The organism is Magnetospirillum sp., assembly GCA_027532905.1.
Classification (GTDB): Bacteria; Pseudomonadota; Alphaproteobacteria; order CACIAM-22H2; family CACIAM-22H2; genus Tagaea.
In genome coordinates this window covers 263118-279117 of record JAPZUA010000005.1, presented here as the reverse complement: position 1 = coordinate 279117, position 16000 = coordinate 263118, and the positions used below count along the sequence as shown (strand labels likewise).

22 protein-coding genes are annotated in these 16000 nt (G+C 65.2%); 8 read left to right on the top strand and 14 right to left on the bottom strand.

Annotated features, from left to right (window positions below; all coding sequences use genetic code 11):
• Positions 1-53 precede the first annotated feature (53 nt).
• From O9320_17910 to O9320_17900, 3 genes are read right to left on the bottom strand one after another with little or no spacing between them, the layout of a single operon-like run.
• The gene (locus tag O9320_17910) at positions 54-449 is read right to left on the bottom strand and encodes a DUF350 domain-containing protein (protein MCZ8312724.1); all 396 of its coding nucleotides are present in this window, start codon (positions 447-449) and stop codon (positions 54-56) included.
• A gap of 5 nt (positions 450-454) precedes the next feature.
• Complete coding sequence (locus tag O9320_17905; GenBank protein MCZ8312723.1) at positions 455-1591, bottom strand: glutathionylspermidine synthase family protein; 1137 nt, start codon at positions 1589-1591, stop codon at positions 455-457.
• A gap of 19 nt (positions 1592-1610) precedes the next feature.
• On the bottom strand, positions 1611-2264 hold the full coding sequence (locus tag O9320_17900; protein MCZ8312722.1) for a DUF1190 domain-containing protein: 654 nt from the start codon (positions 2262-2264) through the stop codon (positions 1611-1613).
• Positions 2265-2525: 261 nt separating this feature from the next.
• Between O9320_17900 and O9320_17895 the strand changes: the two genes are divergently transcribed.
• Complete coding sequence (locus O9320_17895) at positions 2526-3155, top strand: cyclic nucleotide-binding domain-containing protein (protein MCZ8312721.1); 630 nt, start codon at positions 2526-2528, stop codon at positions 3153-3155.
• 7 nt (positions 3156-3162) lie between these two features.
• Here O9320_17895 and O9320_17890 read toward each other — a convergent pair whose 3' ends face one another.
• The 4 genes from O9320_17890 to tldD form a co-directional block, all read right to left on the bottom strand.
• Positions 3163-3969 (bottom strand): undecaprenyl-diphosphate phosphatase, encoded by an 807-nt coding sequence (locus O9320_17890; protein MCZ8312720.1) that lies wholly within the window; start codon positions 3967-3969, stop codon positions 3163-3165.
• Between the two features lie 18 nt (positions 3970-3987).
• The gene (locus O9320_17885; GenBank protein ID MCZ8312719.1) at positions 3988-4608 is read right to left on the bottom strand and encodes an exopolysaccharide biosynthesis protein; all 621 of its coding nucleotides are present in this window, start codon (positions 4606-4608) and stop codon (positions 3988-3990) included.
• A gap of 74 nt (positions 4609-4682) precedes the next feature.
• A complete protein-coding gene (locus O9320_17880; protein ID MCZ8312718.1) occupies positions 4683-5000 on the bottom strand; it encodes a cupin domain-containing protein in 318 nt (105 codons plus the stop codon).
• Positions 4997-6433, bottom strand: a complete 1437-nt coding sequence (gene tldD, locus O9320_17875; GenBank protein ID MCZ8312717.1) for a metalloprotease TldD — start codon at positions 6431-6433, stop codon at positions 4997-4999. The genes O9320_17880 and tldD overlap by 4 nt, the downstream gene beginning before the upstream one ends.
• A 163-nt stretch (positions 6434-6596) precedes the next feature.
• Between tldD and O9320_17870 the strand changes: the two genes are divergently transcribed.
• From O9320_17870 to O9320_17860, 3 genes are read left to right on the top strand one after another with little or no spacing between them, the layout of a single operon-like run.
• Positions 6597-7907 carry a DUF3422 domain-containing protein gene (locus tag O9320_17870; protein ID MCZ8312716.1) on the top strand — a complete coding sequence of 437 codons (1311 nt, stop codon included), beginning with the start codon at positions 6597-6599 and terminating at the stop codon, positions 7905-7907.
• Positions 7908-9581 (top strand): acyl-CoA synthetase, encoded by a 1674-nt coding sequence (locus O9320_17865; GenBank protein MCZ8312715.1) that lies wholly within the window; start codon positions 7908-7910, stop codon positions 9579-9581.
• Positions 9582-9598: 17 nt separating this feature from the next.
• Entirely contained in the window at positions 9599-10117 is a 519-nt protein-coding gene (locus tag O9320_17860) for a cyclic nucleotide-binding domain-containing protein (protein MCZ8312714.1), read from the top strand.
• An 18-nt stretch (positions 10118-10135) separates the two neighbouring features.
• On the opposite strand, the gene O9320_17855 is transcribed toward O9320_17860, so the two are convergent.
• Both O9320_17855 and O9320_17850 read right to left on the bottom strand, forming a co-directional pair.
• The gene (locus tag O9320_17855; GenBank protein MCZ8312713.1) at positions 10136-10300 is read right to left on the bottom strand and encodes a YdcH family protein; all 165 of its coding nucleotides are present in this window, start codon (positions 10298-10300) and stop codon (positions 10136-10138) included.
• 156 nt (positions 10301-10456) lie between these two features.
• The gene (locus O9320_17850) at positions 10457-10963 is read right to left on the bottom strand and encodes a TIGR02444 family protein (GenBank protein MCZ8312712.1); all 507 of its coding nucleotides are present in this window, start codon (positions 10961-10963) and stop codon (positions 10457-10459) included.
• A gap of 24 nt (positions 10964-10987) precedes the next feature.
• Here O9320_17850 and O9320_17845 point away from each other — a divergent pair, with 24 nt between their 5' ends.
• A complete protein-coding gene (locus O9320_17845) occupies positions 10988-11194 on the top strand; it encodes a DUF465 domain-containing protein (protein MCZ8312711.1) in 207 nt (68 codons plus the stop codon).
• Between the two features lie 4 nt (positions 11195-11198).
• Here O9320_17845 and O9320_17840 read toward each other — a convergent pair whose 3' ends face one another.
• A complete protein-coding gene (locus O9320_17840) occupies positions 11199-11948 on the bottom strand; it encodes a GGDEF domain-containing protein (GenBank protein ID MCZ8312710.1) in 750 nt (249 codons plus the stop codon).
• Positions 11949-12093: 145 nt separating this feature from the next.
• On the opposite strand from O9320_17840, the gene purE reads away from it, so the two are divergent.
• On the top strand, positions 12094-12582 hold the full coding sequence (gene purE, locus O9320_17835; GenBank protein MCZ8312709.1) for a 5-(carboxyamino)imidazole ribonucleotide mutase: 489 nt from the start codon (positions 12094-12096) through the stop codon (positions 12580-12582).
• Entirely contained in the window at positions 12579-13679 is a 1101-nt protein-coding gene (locus O9320_17830) for a 5-(carboxyamino)imidazole ribonucleotide synthase (protein MCZ8312708.1), read from the top strand. The genes purE and O9320_17830 overlap by 4 nt, the downstream gene beginning before the upstream one ends.
• On the opposite strand, the gene O9320_17825 is transcribed toward O9320_17830, so the two are convergent.
• Together O9320_17825 and def are read right to left on the bottom strand one after the other, a co-directional pair.
• Entirely contained in the window at positions 13676-14326 is a 651-nt protein-coding gene (locus tag O9320_17825; protein MCZ8312707.1) for a COQ9 family protein, read from the bottom strand. The two genes, O9320_17830 and O9320_17825, sit on opposite strands and share 4 nt — an antisense overlap.
• A complete protein-coding gene (def, locus tag O9320_17820) occupies positions 14323-14889 on the bottom strand; it encodes a peptide deformylase (protein ID MCZ8312706.1) in 567 nt (188 codons plus the stop codon). The genes O9320_17825 and def overlap by 4 nt, the downstream gene beginning before the upstream one ends.
• A gap of 185 nt (positions 14890-15074) precedes the next feature.
• Here def and rpsU point away from each other — a divergent pair, with 185 nt between their 5' ends.
• The gene (gene rpsU / locus O9320_17815; protein ID MCZ8312705.1) at positions 15075-15278 is read left to right on the top strand and encodes a 30S ribosomal protein S21; all 204 of its coding nucleotides are present in this window, start codon (positions 15075-15077) and stop codon (positions 15276-15278) included.
• Positions 15279-15344: 66 nt separating this feature from the next.
• Here the strand turns inward: rpsU and O9320_17810 are convergent, their stop codons facing one another.
• Complete coding sequence (locus tag O9320_17810; GenBank protein ID MCZ8312704.1) at positions 15345-15743, bottom strand: type II toxin-antitoxin system VapC family toxin; 399 nt, start codon at positions 15741-15743, stop codon at positions 15345-15347.
• Positions 15740-15979 (bottom strand): hypothetical protein, encoded by a 240-nt coding sequence (locus O9320_17805; protein ID MCZ8312703.1) that lies wholly within the window; start codon positions 15977-15979, stop codon positions 15740-15742. The genes O9320_17810 and O9320_17805 overlap by 4 nt, the downstream gene beginning before the upstream one ends.
• Positions 15980-16000 lie beyond the last annotated feature (21 nt).

The window sequence follows — 16000 nt, the reverse complement described above, 5'->3', positions numbered from 1 at the left end:
CAGCGACAAAAACGGCGTCGGCAGCAATGCCGGCGCCGTTTTCTTTTGGGCGTTTACGTCATGCAGGCGGCGTTGAGCAGGCCCACGCCCAATGCAAACGCCGCATAGGTGACGGCTGTCGCCGTGCGGCCGGCTTCGATATCGGCCGCAAGACCCGGCTTCAACATGCGGGCGACAAAAAAGACGCCGAGCTGGATCACGAGGGCGATCGCACTCCACACGGCCATGTCGGCGATGTTGAGGCTTTGCACGGTCGCCGAGGCGAGCGGGATCGCAAAGCCGAGCCCCGCCCCGCTGAGGCTGATGGCGGCGGCATTGTTGCCGGCCCGGATGAGGGCGAGCTCGTTCCACGGCGTCACGCGCGTGTAGATCGCAAGGAAGACCGCCGCGTAGGCAAGGCACGCGCCGAAGAACAGCAGAAAATTCGGGATCGTTTCGAGATAGACCATGTTTGTCACCTGACGATGTGGGGGATGAAACGCGCGCGCGATCCGACGAGTTCGCCGTCGGCCCCACGCAAGGCGAGCCCGGCAGGCTGCGAGGCGACCATCCAGGTCGAGGCCAGCAGCTGGGTGGACCCGAGCTTGCCAAGCGGGGCCATCGCCTGCAGCACCACGGGCCCGTCGCGCGCATCGGCGGGCTCGGTGTCGCCGCCGGTCTGGGCAGCATCCAGGCCGTTTGCGAACAGCTTCACGCCCTCGCCGTTGCGGCCCAAGGCGGGCTTGGCGACGGCCGGGCCGCCGATGTCGCTGGGCTCGAGGCTTGCTTGCAGCAGGTTCGGATGGTTCGGGAACATCTCCCACAAGGCGGCCAGCATGCGCTTGTCGGCGAGCAGCATTTTCCAGGCAGGCTCGATCGTCAGAATTTCGGCATCTTCCATGTGGGCGCCGAACGCGTCGGCGAGCATCCAGCTCCACGGATAGAGCTTGAACAGCGTGCGGATGGGCGCATCGTCGCCGTCGAGAAATTTCTCGCCGTCCCAGCCGATCGCTTCGATGTCGAGCCGCTTTGTCGCAAAGCCCGCCGCCTCGGCGCATTTGGCGAGCAGATCGAGCGTGAGGGCGGCATCGCCGTCGCCCGCACCGCCGGCAAGATGCACGGGCAGGCGCGCAAGGCCCATTGCACCCCATGCCGCCCCGAGGCGCGCTTCGATCTCGTTCCATTGCAGATCGTCGGGGAAGTGCCGCTGCTGCCACGCGGCCTGGAAGGTCGCCGCCTCGACCAGCAGCACCGGCGTTTCGGCGTTGTATTCGATGAGCTTGGGCGGGCTGCCGGGCACGTACGCAAGATCGAAGCGGCCGATCAGGTTGCGCTGCCCCTGGCGCCAGCTCTGCGCCACCATGCGCGCGGCAAGGTCGGAGAGGCCGAAGCGCGCATAGTCTTCGTCGGCCACGATGCGCTCGACGAGTTCGAGGCACAGCCGCTCGAGCTCGGCGCTCGCATCGTAGAGCGCATCGATCTCGGCTTTGTCGAACAGCACGCCTTCGCGCGGATCGATATAGACGGCACCGTCGTCGTAGGCTGGATCAAGCCCGAGCGAACGGACAAGGACGCCCTCGGTGTCGGGCGAAGCGGGGGCGATCCACTGCATTACTTAAGGCGAGAGCGGCTCAGCCGCCGCTCGCGCGCCCGCCGCCCGACATGCCGAAGCCGCCGCGCTGCACAGGGGCGGTCGCGGCCCGGCGTTCCTGCACGGGCGCACCCGTCGCCTGCTGCGGCCCACGCGGCATTACTGCGGCTTGGCCGACGGGGCGCGGCGGCGGCATCATCCGGTCGTCGAAGCGGCCCATCGGCCGCGTGCCCGAATAGGCGCGGTTGTTCGCGTCGCGATAGAGCGGCTGAGCGCTCATGCCGCCGCCCATCATGCGGCCGAGCATGTAGCCCGTGAGCAGCGGCATGAACCAGCCGCCGCTCGCTTGCTGAACTTGTTGGGACGCTTGTCCGGCGGCGGCGGCAGCAGCGGGCACAGCCTCGCCTGCGGCCGCGGCAAGCTGTTCGGCGGACGGGCGGACGTCGGTCACGAGCTGGCAATTGGCAGCACCGAAGCGCTCTTCGCACGCGGTCTGGCTTGCGAAGGCCGGGGCGGTGCGCTGGTGGGCGGTGCGCGCATCGGCCAAGGCCTGGCGACAGGCGCTGGGATCCGACTGGCTGGCGCATTGCGCCTCGTCGCGGATGAATTCCGAAGCGATGTCGTTTTTGTCGTCGCAGGCGGCAAGAGCCAGGGCAGCGACCGACGCGAGCAGCAGGGGGCGGAGTTTGCGCATGCCCTCAATGTAGGCACATCGCGGCGCGCTTCAAGGGAAGAAAAAGCGTTGGAAAATCCATGGCATCGCCGTTGAATGCGCGTGTGGCGCCATACTTGCGCAAAATGCAAACTGAATTTTCGCAAATTGCTTTTTATCTATCTGATTTTGTTTGCGAATTTTTGTATCGGAAACGCATCGCCGAACGCATACTTGAAACAACGAGCGACGCTTGTCGTTTCTGGTTCCGGTTGCAAAATCAAGTCGTGAAGGAAACCCGGCATGTCGGATGCGCCATCGCCGTTCAAATTCGCCAAGGAACAGGTCTGGCAAGCGCGCGACGCGAACGGCAATGTGCGCGACGTCAAGGTCGTGCAGGGGCGCGCGCAGCAGCGCTGGAGCTTCGACGCGCAGAAGGCGATCTTTTTCGAAGGCCAGCCGGGCGATGCGGCCTATCTGATCGAAAGCGGCGAGGTTGCGATCGTCAAGAACGCGCCGCCGGGCAGTGCCGCCAAACACGTGCCGATCGCGCGCCTCAAAGCGGGCGACGTGTTCGGCGAATTGGCGCTGATCGACGGGCGCAACCGTTCGGCCTCGGCGATCGCGATCGGCAAGGTCGTGGTGCTGGTCATCGAGTCGTCGGATTTCGAGCGCGAGCTCGACGGGGCGGAACGGCTGGTCGCCGACGCGTTGCACATCATGCTCGCCTATATCCGTGCCGTGCCGCCGCGCGATCTGTGGATCGACGGCAAGATGCCCGCCTTGTCGGGGGAGATCAGCCGCGAAAAAGTCTCGCAGGTGCTGGCCGAGGCGGCCGGCCAATTCGCGAAGATCGAAAACGAATTTCTGCGCGCGCTCTACGCCAAGCTCGCCGACTACGTATTGGCGCGCATGCCCAAGCTCGGCGCGTGAATTCGGGTCAGCGATAAAGGATCAGCAGGCCGAGTGCCACTGTGCCGAGTGCGATGCGGTACCACGCGAACGGCGCAAAGCCGTGGCGCGCAACGAAGCCCACCACCGTGCGCACGACCAGCAATGCGGCAACAAACGCGGCCGCAAAGCCGACGGCGATCACGTTGAAATCTTCGGCCCCCAGCAACGCGCGGTTTTTGTAGAGGTCGTAGACGGTCGCCCCCAGCATCGTCGGGATCGCGAGGAAAAACGAAAACTCGGTCGCCGCCTTGCGGTCGACGCCGAGCAGGAGCGCACCCATGATCGTCGCACCCGAGCGCGACACGCCCGGGATCATCGCCACCACCTGGCAAGCGCCGATCTTGAGCGCCATCATCGGGCCGATTTGGTCGATCTCGTGCACGCGCGGCAGCGGCAGATTGCGCTCGATCCACAAAATCGCCACGCCGCCCGCGATCAGCGCCACCGATACGACCCACGGATTGAACAAAACACCTTTGATGAAGCCGTGCAGCGTGAAGCCGAGTACCAGCGCCGGCAGAAAGGCGAGGATCACGTTGCGCGCAAAACGCCGGTCGGCGGGCTCGCTCGCAAGTCCGAGTGCGACGCCGAACAATTTGGCGCGATAGACCCACAGAATCGCCAAAATGGCGCCGAGCTGGACGGCGATTTCGAACGTGTGGCCAGGCGGCCCGTCGAAGCCCAGCAAAGCGCTGCCCAGCAGCAGATGGCCCGTCGACGAGACGGGGATGAATTCGGTCAGCCCTTCGACCAGCCCGAGCAGAAGCGCATCGCCGTAAACGCCCAACCCCATCGCCCCGCAATCCCTTCGCTAGCTTCCGAGTACGGCGCTGCCCGCACTGAACATGCCGAACACCAGCGCCCCCACCACCGCAAACGCGAGCAGCCCCGCACTATAGCCCATTATCACGAGCCGCCCGTCGCGCTCGAGCAGGCCTACCGCGAGCAAGGCCAGGGCGATCGCGGGCGGCGGGTTGCCGAACGGAATGGGCGCGGCCAGCAGAATCGCAACCGGAATGCCGAAGAGGCCGATAAGCCGCTTGCCACCGCTCGAGGTCAGCACAGGCAAGCGCGGCTTCACGAACGATTCGAGCTTTTCAAGATAGGGGAGGAAGCGCCGTACGACATTGGCATAGGTGGCGCGATCGACCGTGCGATCGAGAAGTTTGGCCGGCAGCCATGGTTTTTCCACGCCGAGCAGCAGCAGCAGGCACAAAAACGCGATGGGCAGGCCCGTGAGAGCGGAGAAGCCGGGGATCGAGAAGGGCAGGAAATTCGGCACGCACAGCAGCACGATCAATGCGCCGAAGCCGCGCTCGCCCAATTCGCCGAGCATCTCGCGCAAGCTGATCGAGGCCCCGCGCGCCGGATCGAGAAGGCGCAAAAACACCGCCGACAAAGCGTCGGTATCGGAACCGTGCGGGGCGGACATGGAAAACCTCAGGGGGCAGAGGAAAAGCGCCCCGCTTCTAGGCGGGCACGCGCGGCAAGGTCAAGCTCTGTCGGTTATGCACCCGGCCCGAACACGACCCACATTTGCGTGTCCGGCGTGTGGTCTTCGAAACGATGCGCCTCGCCTGCCGCCGCAAACAGCATATCGCCCGCCGCAAACGGCACGCGCGCATCGCCGCGACGGAAGAATCCGCTGCCTGCCGTCACCAGATAGATCTCGTCGCGGTCGTGCGGCGTTTGCGGGTCGGGATTGGGCGGCTTGTACCAGCGCACTTCCAAGCCCGGCGTATTGAGCAACAGCGAAGACCGCCGCCCGCGCTCGAGCGGCGCGTTTGCGGCTTCGGCCTGCGTTATGCGTGTCGGAGCGCTCAAGCCGCCGTGCCGCCCACGGTGAGCCGGTCGAGCAGCAGGGTCGGCTGGCCCACGCCCACAGGCACGCCCTGGCCGTCTTTGCCGCAGGTGCCAATACCCGGATCGAGCTTCATGTCGTTGCCGACCATGCGCACTTGGGTGAGCGCTTCGGGGCCGGCCCCGATCAGCATCGCACCCTTGACGGCCGGACCCACCTTGCCGTCTTCGATCAGATACGCCTCGGCCGCGTTGAATACGAATTTGCCCGACGTGATGTCGACCTGGCCGCCGCCGAAATTGACGGCGTAGAGGCCCTTCTTGATCGAGCGGATGATCTCGGCCGGATCGTGGCTGCCCGCCGCCATCACCGTGTTGGTCATGCGCGGCATCGGATGGTGCGCGAAGCTCTCGCGCCGGCCGTTGCCGGTCGGCTTCATGCCCATCAGGCGCGCATTCTGGCGGTCCTGCATGTAGCCCACCAGAATGCCGTCTTCGATCAACACGGTGCGCTGGGTGGGGGTGCCCTCGTCGTCGATGGTGAGCGAGCCGCGCCGATCGCGCAGCGTGCCGTCGTCCACGACCGTGACGCCGGGTGCGGCTACGCGCTGGCCCATGAGGCCGGAGAAGGCCGAGGTCTTCTTGCGGTTGAAATCGCCTTCGAGCCCGTGGCCGATCGCCTCGTGCAGCAGGATGCCGGGCCAGCCTGGCCCGAGGACCACCTGCATTTCGCCGGCGGGCGCGGGGATCGAATCGAGATTGACGAGCGCCTGGCGCACGGCTTCGTCGACACCGTGCTGCCAATTGGCCGGATCAACAACTTGGCCGAACGCAAAACGCCCGCCCCAGCCGAAGCTCCCGCTTTCCTGGCGCTCGCCCTGGCCCACGACGACGGACACGCCGAGGCGCACGAGCGGGCGGATGTCGGCCAGGCGCTCGCCGTCGGCGCGCAGGATCTGCACCGCCTGCCATTCGCCCGCGATCGAGCACATGACCTGGCGCACGCGCGGATCTTTGGCGCGCGCATAGGCGTCGATGTCGGCGAGCAGCTTGGTCTTCTCGGCAAAGGCCATCAGTTCGAGCGGATTGTCGTCGGCATAGAGGCGCGCATTCGTCCCCTTGGGCCCGTCGGCAGCCGCACTGCCCGAATAGCCGGCTTTGGCGGCCGCAACCGTGCGCGCCGCGCGCTCGATGGCGCCATGGCTCAAGTCGGACGCATGCGCATAGGCGGCCGTTTCGCCCGCAATGGCGCGCAGGCCGAAGCCTTGCGTGGTGTCGAACGAAGCGCTTTTGAGCTTGCCGTCGTCGAAGGACAGGCTCTCGGACTGGCGGTATTCGAGATAAAGCTCGCCGTCGTCCATGCCGGAAAGGGCCGCTTTGGTCTGCGCTTGGGTCCGCGCGAGATCGAGATTGCTGTCGGCGAAAAACAGCGCGTCGGTGCGGGCAAGATGGCTCATGGGCGGGGTCAAGCTCCGAAAGATGGGGGTACGCAGAAGAATGTAGGCGTATTGGCGCCGATTTCCAAATTGCACGGTTTTCCACAGGTTCGGGGGCAAGGCTGGCCTCGCTAGCCGCGATATTGCATAACTCTAGGGGCTCCCCTCGAACGTCCGAGAGACCATGGAAACGCCGATTAAAGCCGCCGCTCAAGCCAACGACCATCCGCTGCGCCTGGCGCTTGCCAACGAGGTGCATGCGCGCCCGTTCCTGTCGCTGGCCGCCCCTGAGCGCGCCACGCACCTTGCCATGACGTCGGGCGAGCAGGGGGCGGCGGGCGACCACGCGCATCTCACGGCCCTGTGCCAGCGCTACGGTGTGGCGTTCCCGCCGCCGGGGGCCAATCATTTTGTGGCCGAGCTCGACGGCTATCGCCTCAAATGGGAGCGGCATACCGAATTCTGCACCTGGACCTTCCTGAAAGCGGGCGCTTTCGCCACACCGTTTGCGCAGAACGCGATCGACTTCGCGCCCCCCGATTGGGTTGCAGCGATCCCGGGCGCGCGCCTGGTGGCCGTGCATGTGGCCGTGCTTGCGCGCGCCGACGACAACCCGTCGCCCGAAGATCTCGGCGAATGGCTGCATGCCGACTATCTCGTCGGCAGCGTGGTCGCCGGGCGCGCGGCCACGGCTTGGACCGATTTCCGCCTGCACCCGGACGGGTTCGCGCGCATCGTCGTGCAGGACCACGGGCTCGGCACACGCCAGAGCGGGCGCTTGGTGCAGCGCCTGCTCGAGATCGAAACCTACCGCACGATGGCGATGCTCGCATTGCCAATGGCGCGCGAGATCGCACCCAAGATCAGTACGGTCGACAGCGACCTGCTCGCGATCATGGATGCGATGCCGAACGCCCAGGCTTTGTCCGAGCAGCGCGCGCTGCTCGACCGTTTGAGTGCGCTGGCGGGCCGCATCGAACAGGCGACGGCGGCGTCCGCCTTCCGCTTCGGGGCGGCCGTCGCCTATGCCGATCTCGTCGGCCACCGCACGCAGGAGCTGCGCGAGGAACGCATCGAAGGTCTGCAGACCTACCGCGAATTCCTCGAGCGGCGCTTTGCTCCCGCCATGCGCACCTGCCAATCGACGGCCGAGCGTTTGACGCAATTGTCGCAGCGCCTCACACGCGCGGTCGCGTTGCTGCGCACGCGCGTCGACATCGCGGTCGAAGCGCAGAACCAAGCACTGCTGGGCTCGATGGATCAGCGTGCCCGCCTGCAATTGCGCCTGCAGCAGACGGTCGAAGGCCTGTCGGTTGCGGCCATCACCTACTACACGGTGGCGCTGGCCGCGTATGGTGCGCGTGCGCTCGAAACGGCTGGCCTGCATATCGACAAGGACATCGCGACCGGCGTTGCGATCCCGATCGTCGCCGTCGCGGTATGGCTCGGCTTGCGCCGCTTCCGCAAATCCCTCGAAAAAGACGAGCGCAAATAGATGGCTGCCAAGAAGAAAACCGCCGCGAAAAAGAAACCAGCGGTCAAGAAATCCGGCAAGTGGGAGCGCGACCTCGGGCGCAATCAAGCCAACTACGAGCCCTTGTCGCCGATCGGGTTTCTCGCGCGTGCGGCATCCGTGTGGCCCAAGCGCACGGCCATCCTGCACGGGCGCATCTCGCGCAATTGGGCGCAGACGCATCTGCGCTGCAAGCGCCTCGCCAGTGCGCTTGCAAAAGTTGGCGTGCGCCGCGGCGACACGGTGGCCCTCATGGCGCCGAATATTCCGGCCGCCTACGAATGCGCGTTCGGCGTGCCGATGGCGGGGGCCGTGCTCAATGCCATGAATGTGCGGCTCGATGCCGACACGCTCGCCTTCCAGCTCGACCATGGCGAAACCAAAGTGCTGATCGCCGACACCGAGTTCGCACCCGTGATCGCCAAAGCGCTCGCCAAAGCCAAGCGCAAACCTTTGGTGATCGACATCGCCGATCCCGAGGGGCCTGGCGGCAAGCGCCTGGGGACGGCCGAATACGAGGATTTCCTCGCCGGCGGCGATCCCGATTTTTCGCCCGTCAAAATCCGCGACGAATGGGATCCGTTGGCGCTCAACTACACCTCGGGTACGACGGGCAATCCCAAGGGTGTCGTCTACCACCATCGCGGCGCCTATCTGAACGCGGTCGGCAACATCATGGTCTGGGATCTCGGCCATTATCCGGTCTATCTGTGGACCTTGCCGATGTTCCACTGCAACGGCTGGTGCTTCCCTTGGACGATCGCGGCGATGGCGGGCACCAATGTGTGCCTGCGGCGCGTCGAGGCACCCGCGATTTTCGCGGCCATCAAGGAACGCGGCGTCACGCACATGTGCGGTGCGCCGATCGTCATGAACATGCTGATCAACGCGCCCGAAGAAATGCGCGAGGATCCGCACCAGCCCGTGCGCATCATGACGGCGGCCGCGCCGCCGCCCGCCTCCGTCATCGAAAAGATGGAGCGCATGGGTTTCCGCATCACGCATGTCTACGGGCTCACGGAAGTCTACGGACCCGCCGTGGTGTGCGAATGGCACGACGAATGGAACGCGCTGCCGCCCGCCGATGCCGCCGTGCGCAAGGCCCGCCAGGGCGTGCGCTATCCCGTGCTCGAAGGGCTGATGGTCGCCGACGAAAAGACGCTGAAGCCCGTACCGTCCGACGGGCAGACGATGGGCGAGGTCTTCATGCGCGGCAACATCGTGATGAAGGGCTATCTCAAGAACCCGGACGCGACCGCGAAGGCCTTCAAAGGCGGCTGGTTCCACACGGGCGATCTCGGCGTCGTGCACGAAGACGGCTACATCGAACTCAAAGACCGTTCGAAGGACATCATCATCTCGGGCGGCGAGAACATCTCGACGATCGAGGTCGAAAGCGCGCTCTACCGCCATCCCGACATTCTCGAGGCCGCGGTGGTCGCGCGGCCCGACGAAAAATGGGGCGAGACGCCGTGCGCGTTCGTGGCGCTCAAGGACGGGGCATCGGCCAGCGAGGCCGACATCATTGCCTTCACACGCCAGCATCTGGCAGGCTACAAAGTGCCACGCAAAATCGTGTTCGGTCCGCTGCCGAAGACATCGACGGGCAAAATCCAGAAGTTCCTGCTGCGCGAACGCGCGAAGACGGAAAGCTAACCGATCGAGGTATCATCGTGAGCGATCAGGTCCGCAAATACCGCCCCGGCACGATCGTGTTTCGCGAAGGCGAGTCCGGCGACTATGCTTGCCTCGTCAAGACCGGCGAGATCGAACTGCTGAAACTCGCCACGCCGAACGTGCCGCCCTTCGCCACCTTGCCGCCGGGCCACATGTTCGGCGAATTGGCGCTGCTCGATGGAAGCCCGCGCATGGCGACGGCGCGCGCAGGCGCCAAAGAGACCGAAATCGTCATCGTCGATCGCGTGCGCTTTCAAGCCAAAATCAAGAATCTGACGCCTACCCACCGCGAACTGTTCGAGTTCTTCGCGGGTTTCATCCGCGAGACGCCGATCTGGGTGAAGCCGAATTTCGATCAAGCGCCGCCGGAACTCGACGCGCGCGCCAAGCGCATCGCCACGCTCATTCCGGCGATCGAAAACTCGGATCGTATGAAGACCGGCGACGCCTTCATCGACGTAATGGTGAAAATGCTGGTCCATTACGCCAAAAGGCGTCTGCCGGCTTCCGGCTGAGAATTGCGCGTCCGGCTTCTAGCCGGACATGCGCATCATTTCGTCTTTGATTCGGAGTTTTTCGCGCTTGAGCGTGGCGACGACGCCGTCGTTGGGCATCGGCCGCGACTCTTCGTGGCTGAGCTCGGTGTCGATTTTGGCGTGCTTGGCTTGCAGCGAGCGGATGCGATCGGATTTTGGCATGGTCCCAACCTCCTTCGTCTTGCGCGAGCGTCCCGTTTCGTCACGAGACCGTCATGAAGCGTATGCCTCGTTCGAGGCGCGCGCAAGCGTATGGGAATATGCGGGCTTCTCCGAAGGTTGCATTCTCAGGCGTATGCGCGGTTCATGCCCTTGATATCAAGGCGCCTCGCGCAGGGCCGAAAAAATCTTCCGCAATGGTGCGGAGTCTTTGCCGCGCTGCAGCATTAGGCGCGCATTCGCATGCGCGTCTTGCAGTCGCGCATGCGGCGCGCGCACTTGCCGTGCTGCCGCATCGTGTTCCAAGGCTTCGAGCTGCAGCTTTTCGGCGGCGAGCTCGGCGCGTTTGACGGCGGCGTAGAGGTCGGCCGCGTCGTGCGCCTTCAGCGCCCGGCGCGCTTGGCGCAGCGGGCCGACGATCTGCTTGCGCCAAGCGCGCGCATTCGCCTGCCAGCGCTTTGCGCGCGCGGCCGCAAGGGGGCCATGTCCGGTCGCCCCGTGCCAGATCGCGGCCAGCAGCAGCGGCACGTCGGCGCCGCATTCGTCTTGGAGTGCAAGGCACGCCTTCGCCACCCCCGGTTTGGCGTAGAGTGCGCACGCAAATTCCCATAGACCGTCGTTTCGCGGCCGCGATTTTGCTGCTACACTCGCCTTAGTTTTTGGCATCAAGTTGCTCCGGCCCCGCCGTCGATGGACGATCCGCTTTTCGAAGAAATCCGCCGCCAGATCGCCGAGTTGCAAAGCGCGCATCGCGATCTGGACGACGTCATTGCGCGCCTGCTCGAGCACAGGCCCGTCGACATGCTGCAGGTCCAGCGCCTCAAAAAGCGCAAATTGGCGCTCAAAGACCAGCTCGCACGCCTCGAAAGCCAATTACTGCCCGATATCATCGCGTAGTGCTTTAGGCGGGTCCGCGTTTGGCGTCGCGTTTGCGTTCGTACATTTCGCGGTCCGCACTTTCGAGCAGCCGCGAAATGTCGTCGCCGCCGCGGAACGTGTACACGCCCCATGCGACCGACGGGCGGATCGATACGCCGCGCCAATCGAGCGCGCTGGCCTCGACTTGGGCGGCCAGGAAGGCGGCCTTCTCGTCGGCGAGCGGCTTGTCCATGTAGGTCAAGATCACGCCGAATTCGTCGCCGCCGAGGCGCCCGACCACGTCGGTGTCGCGCACATTGCTCACGAGCACGCGTGCGATGTGCGCGAGAAGTGCATCGCCCGCCGCGTGGCCGTGCGTGTCGTTGATGTTCTTGAGGCCGTTGGCGTCGAAATAGACGAGGCTCGAAGGCTGGTCGTAGCGCTCGGCGAAGGACTGCATGCGCCCCAATTCGCGCACGAAGGCGCGCCGGTTGAAGACCGGAATGAGGCTGTCTTGGTCGGCGAGCCGTTCGAGATGGGCGCTGCGCGCATTGGCTTGGGCCGCTTCGCGGCGCAGTTTATCGACCTCGGCCATCAGCCGCATGATCGCGTCGCGGACCTTGGGCGTGAATTCGGCTTCCGGAATGCCCAGCACCAGCGCCATGTCGACCGGTGTGCGCAAGCCGACGGCTGCACCCGTCGGCGCACCGGCGGGCCGGGCAACCGAGTCGGCGCGTTTGACCGGCGTTGCCGGGCCGGGGCCCTGGATTTTGGTGGGATCGCCGATTTTCATCCGCTTGCCGCAGAAATAAGCTGCCGAGTCTTTGAAATACCACAGCCGCCGGAAAAAGAACGCATCGTTCTTCCCCTGGCGGACCCTGCCTCCCTATAGTGGCTTGGACGCCGCGACGAACGCAACGCGAAGGAAGACGCAACGCATGGCCAAAAAGCCGCTGGTCGGGATCATTATGGGCAGCCAGTCGGACTGGGAAACCATGCGCCATACCGCCGAAATCCTGACCCAATTGGGCGTGCCGCACGAAACGCGCATCGTCTCGGCCCATCGCACGCCCAAGCGCCTCTACGACTACGCCAGCGGCGCGGCATCACGCGGGCTTTCCTGCATCGTGGCGGGGGCGGGCGGGGCTGCCCATCTGCCCGGCATGGCGGCTGCCCTCACGCGCCTGCCGGTGTTCGGCGTGCCGGTCGAATCGCGGACGTTGAAGGGGCTCGACTCGCTGCTGTCGATCGCCCAGATGCCGGCCGGCATTCCGGTGGGCACGCTCGCCATCGGCAAAGCGGGGGCAACGAACGCAGGGCTCTTGGCCGCCGCCGTGATCGCCCTTGGCGATGCGAAGATCGCTGCCGCTCTCGACCGTTTCCGCGCGGCCCAGACCGCCAAGATCAAGCAGAAACCCGCAAAATGAGCGTGAAGCGTCTGCCGCCCGGGGCAACGATCGGGATCTTGGGCAATGGCCAGCTCGGGCGCATGGCGGCACTTGCCGCGGCACGGCTTGGCTATCGCACGCACTCGTTCGGGCCCGAGGCGGATGCACCGGCCGCTCAAGTCTCGAGCCGTGCCATGGTCGGCGACTATCGCGACAAGGCGGCCCTCGTAGCCTTCTTCGCCGCCTGCGACGTCGTGACTTACGAGTTCGAGAACATCCCGCTCGAAGCGCTTGCAGGTGTCGCGCAAGCCAGCAAAACGCCGCTCTACCCGTCGGCCAAGGTGCTGGCGATCTGCCAGGACAGGCTTGCGGAAAAGACGTTCCTCAACCGCATCGGCATTGCGACGGCCCCGTTCGCGCGCGTGCGCAATCGCCACGATCTCGAGATGGCGCTTGCCCAATTCGGCCGGCCGGCCGTGCTCAAGACCACGCGCATGGGCTACGACGGCAAGGGCCAGATCAAGATCGGGCCCAAGACGCCGATCGATGCGGCGATGGCCGTGCTCAAAGGGCAAGAAGGCATTCTCGAAGGCTTCGTCGATTTCGAACGCGAGATCTCGGTCGTGATCGCGCGCGGGCGCGGTCAGATCGCAAGCTACGTGCCGGTTGAAAACCGCCACGCGCACCATATTCTCGACGAGACGATCGCACCTGCACCCGTGTCGCGCGCCGTTGCCCAGCAGGCCGAAGCGATCGCCCATCTGGTCGCGGCCAAGCTCGCCCTTGTGGGCGTGCTCGCGGTCGAGATGTTCGTCACGCGCCGGGGCCGCGTGCTCGTGAACGAGCTTGCCCCGCGCCCGCACAATTCCGGCCATTGGACGATCGATGCGTGCCCGGCAAGCCAGTTCGACCAGCAGATCCGCGCGGTCGCAGGTTTGCCGCTCGGCTGCCCCGAGCGCCACAGCGACGCGCGCATGAAAAATTTGATCGGCGACGATGTGCGCAAGGTACCGTCACTGCTCGCCGATCCGCGAGCGATCGTGCATCTCTACGGCAAAGCCGAACCGCGCCCCGGCCGCAAGATGGGCCACGTCACGTGGCTGGCCCCAAAGGGTTCGGCGAAGAAGGGGCGTTAGCGCGCGCGGCTGAAGTGCGCGCGCAGAGGGGCGAGCGGGTTCGGGAGTTTTCCGAACATGGCTTTGACGCTTGCCGTCGCCTTCGGGATCGCCATCACGTTGGCGATGCGCCGGTCGAGGAAGCGCCACGTGTCTTCCTGGTTTTCCGACTTGTCTTCGAGCCAGAAGAGCAGCGTCGTCGAATAGACGCCGGCGGCCAAACCGCGCTTGGAATAGAAATTGAAATCCGTGGCACGGTCGCCCGCCAGATGCCAGACCGCATCGACTGTGCGCCAAACGGTCTGCAGCGAAGTCGCCACACCTGTGGGCAAGGCCAGCACGGCAAGGGCGCGGCGCACCGCCTCGCGATGGGGGCCGAGCGGGGCGAGGCGCGCGCGGATCGCGGCGGCGATTTTCTCGCGCACTTTGAGCGTGGCGAAATTTTCGTCCACCGTGCAGGCCTCGACCATCGCGCGGTCGGCCATGGCGCACCAATGGGCGATCGCTTCGACCGGGCCACCCGGGAACACGCGCAACGCCGTCAGCGGATCGTAGCCCGCATCTTCGGCCGCACGCGCAAGCACGGCGGCCGTCCAGCCGTCGAACGCGATGTGCGGGAGGGCTGCTTCGCAAATACGGTCGCGGGCAAGGGCGCGGTCGAAGCTCATTTTTGCGTCTCCTGGTTTTGCGAGCCCGCGCGGTCGGCTTCGGCGCGGCGGCGCATTTCTTCGACGAAGCCGAACTCGGCGAGATCGTCCATGCGCTGGGGATAAAGGATTCCGTCGAGATGGTCGCATTCGTGCTGCACCACGCGGGCATGGAAGCCTGCGACCGTGCGCTCGATGCGCTCACCCTCGAGGCCGAGGCCGCTGTAGCGCAGATGTGTGAAGCGGTTGACCTTGCCGGTCAGGCCCGGCACCGACAGGCAGCCCTCGAAGGCGGCGTTGGCGGCTTGGCCCAGCGGCTCGAGCACGGGGTTGATCAGCACGGTCAGATCGACCGGCGTGTCGCCGTCCATTCCGGTCGTGCGCTCGGGCCGCACGAAAAACACGACGACGCGCAGCGGCACATAGACTTGCGGGGCGGCCAAGCCCGTGCCGGGCGCGTCGATCATCGTGTCGATCATGTCGGCCACGAGATCGCGAATCGCCGGGTCGGTCGGGTCTTCGACCGGGTCGGCGACGCGAGCAAGCACGGGGTGCCCCATGCGGGCGATTTTGAGAATGGCCATGTTGCTCAAGCATATGGCACGGTGGGTGGCAGCCGAAAAGGGGCCAATCGAGGCTTTGCAAGCCCGCGAACCCTATGTTATAAGCCCCGGCTCATTCGGTTGATGGAGGGTCGCGCGGTTGCCTTGAGGCGGTCGGGATGCTCCCTTAACCTCTTGAAACGGTTATGGAAAGGAGCACGGCCCCCGTGCAAGTCATCGTTCGCGACAACAATGTCGACCAGGCCCTGCGCGCGCTCAAGAAGAAGATGCAGCGCGAAGGCATTTTTCGGGAAATGAAGCTGCGCCGCCATTTCGAGAAGCCCTCGGAAAAGCGCGCGCGCGAAAAGGCCGAAGGCGTGCGTCGCCTGCGCAAGCTGCAGCGCAAGCGCCTGGAGCGCGAAGGCTTCTAAGCTTCCGTTCGATTTCGCGGGTTTCCGCCAAAGCCGCCTGGGCCTGCCCCGGCGGCTTTTTGGCATTCAGAGCGTTTCGACGATGTAGCCCTTGGTGCGCGCTTTGCGCGCAAATACGGCATCGGCTGTGACCAGCTTAACCCGCAGTGCGCGCGCTACGGCGAGATAAACGCAATCCTGTGCCGCATGGTCGAGCTCAAGGGCAAGGGCCAGACTCGCACGCCCCAACTCGGCACTGTCGGGCTCGAAACCGACAGCTTTGCAAAAATCTTCGTGCACGAATTGCGCATGAGCAACGGTCCAACCGTTCAGCTTTGCCGCGCGGCGGATGAGATTGGCAAGCTCGGTGCGCAACTGCGGTGGTGCGGCCAAACCCGGCGTGCGGAGGAGTCGCAAGGCCGCTTCGGCCTCGGTCTCGTGGAAAAGCACGATGCTGAAAATGCTGGCATCGAGGACGCAACTCATCGCCGATCGCGGTCCGCGCGAATCATCTCAAGCGACGATGGCCCCTTCCACTTGTCCTTCATTTCACGGGAGAGGGCTTCTATGCGATCCAATGCCGCGTGCCGCTCGGCGCGCATCGCCGCCTCGTCGAGCGCTTTGCGCGCAAGATCTGCGACCGACACGCCTTGGTCCTTGGCCTGAAGCTTCAGCGCTTTTGCCGTCTTTTCGGATACGCCGCGTACGAGGATGTCGGGCATGGGGATATCTCCAGTGATATC

Excerpts from the sequence above, each read along its gene's own strand:
- O9320_17910 (MCZ8312724.1), bottom strand. The coding sequence starts at position 449 with ATGGTCTATCTCGAAACGATCCCGAATTTTCTGCTGTTCTTCGGCGCG.
- O9320_17905 (MCZ8312723.1), bottom strand. The coding sequence starts at position 1,591 with ATGCAGTGGATCGCCCCCGCTTCGCCCGACACCGAGGGCGTCCTTGTC.
- O9320_17900 (MCZ8312722.1), bottom strand. The coding sequence starts at position 2,264 with ATGCGCAAACTCCGCCCCCTGCTGCTCGCGTCGGTCGCTGCCCTGGCT.
- O9320_17895 (MCZ8312721.1), top strand. The coding sequence starts at position 2,526 with ATGTCGGATGCGCCATCGCCGTTCAAATTCGCCAAGGAACAGGTCTGG.
- O9320_17890 (MCZ8312720.1), bottom strand. The coding sequence starts at position 3,969 with ATGGGGTTGGGCGTTTACGGCGATGCGCTTCTGCTCGGGCTGGTCGAA.
- O9320_17885 (MCZ8312719.1), bottom strand. The coding sequence starts at position 4,608 with ATGTCCGCCCCGCACGGTTCCGATACCGACGCTTTGTCGGCGGTGTTT.
- tldD (MCZ8312717.1), bottom strand. The coding sequence starts at position 6,433 with ATGAGCCATCTTGCCCGCACCGACGCGCTGTTTTTCGCCGACAGCAAT.
- O9320_17870 (MCZ8312716.1), top strand. The coding sequence starts at position 6,597 with ATGGAAACGCCGATTAAAGCCGCCGCTCAAGCCAACGACCATCCGCTG.
- O9320_17865 (MCZ8312715.1), top strand. The coding sequence starts at position 7,908 with ATGGCTGCCAAGAAGAAAACCGCCGCGAAAAAGAAACCAGCGGTCAAG.
- O9320_17855 (MCZ8312713.1), bottom strand. The coding sequence starts at position 10,300 with ATGCCAAAATCCGATCGCATCCGCTCGCTGCAAGCCAAGCACGCCAAA.
- O9320_17850 (MCZ8312712.1), bottom strand. The coding sequence starts at position 10,963 with ATGCCAAAAACTAAGGCGAGTGTAGCAGCAAAATCGCGGCCGCGAAAC.
- O9320_17845 (MCZ8312711.1), top strand. The coding sequence starts at position 10,988 with ATGGACGATCCGCTTTTCGAAGAAATCCGCCGCCAGATCGCCGAGTTG.
- O9320_17840 (MCZ8312710.1), bottom strand. The coding sequence starts at position 11,948 with ATGAAAATCGGCGATCCCACCAAAATCCAGGGCCCCGGCCCGGCAACG.
- purE (MCZ8312709.1), top strand. The coding sequence starts at position 12,094 with ATGGCCAAAAAGCCGCTGGTCGGGATCATTATGGGCAGCCAGTCGGAC.
- O9320_17830 (MCZ8312708.1), top strand. The coding sequence starts at position 12,579 with ATGAGCGTGAAGCGTCTGCCGCCCGGGGCAACGATCGGGATCTTGGGC.
- O9320_17825 (MCZ8312707.1), bottom strand. The coding sequence starts at position 14,326 with ATGAGCTTCGACCGCGCCCTTGCCCGCGACCGTATTTGCGAAGCAGCC.
- def (MCZ8312706.1), bottom strand. The coding sequence starts at position 14,889 with ATGGCCATTCTCAAAATCGCCCGCATGGGGCACCCCGTGCTTGCTCGC.
- O9320_17810 (MCZ8312704.1), bottom strand. The coding sequence starts at position 15,743 with ATGAGTTGCGTCCTCGATGCCAGCATTTTCAGCATCGTGCTTTTCCAC.
- O9320_17805 (MCZ8312703.1), bottom strand. The coding sequence starts at position 15,979 with ATGCCCGACATCCTCGTACGCGGCGTATCCGAAAAGACGGCAAAAGCG.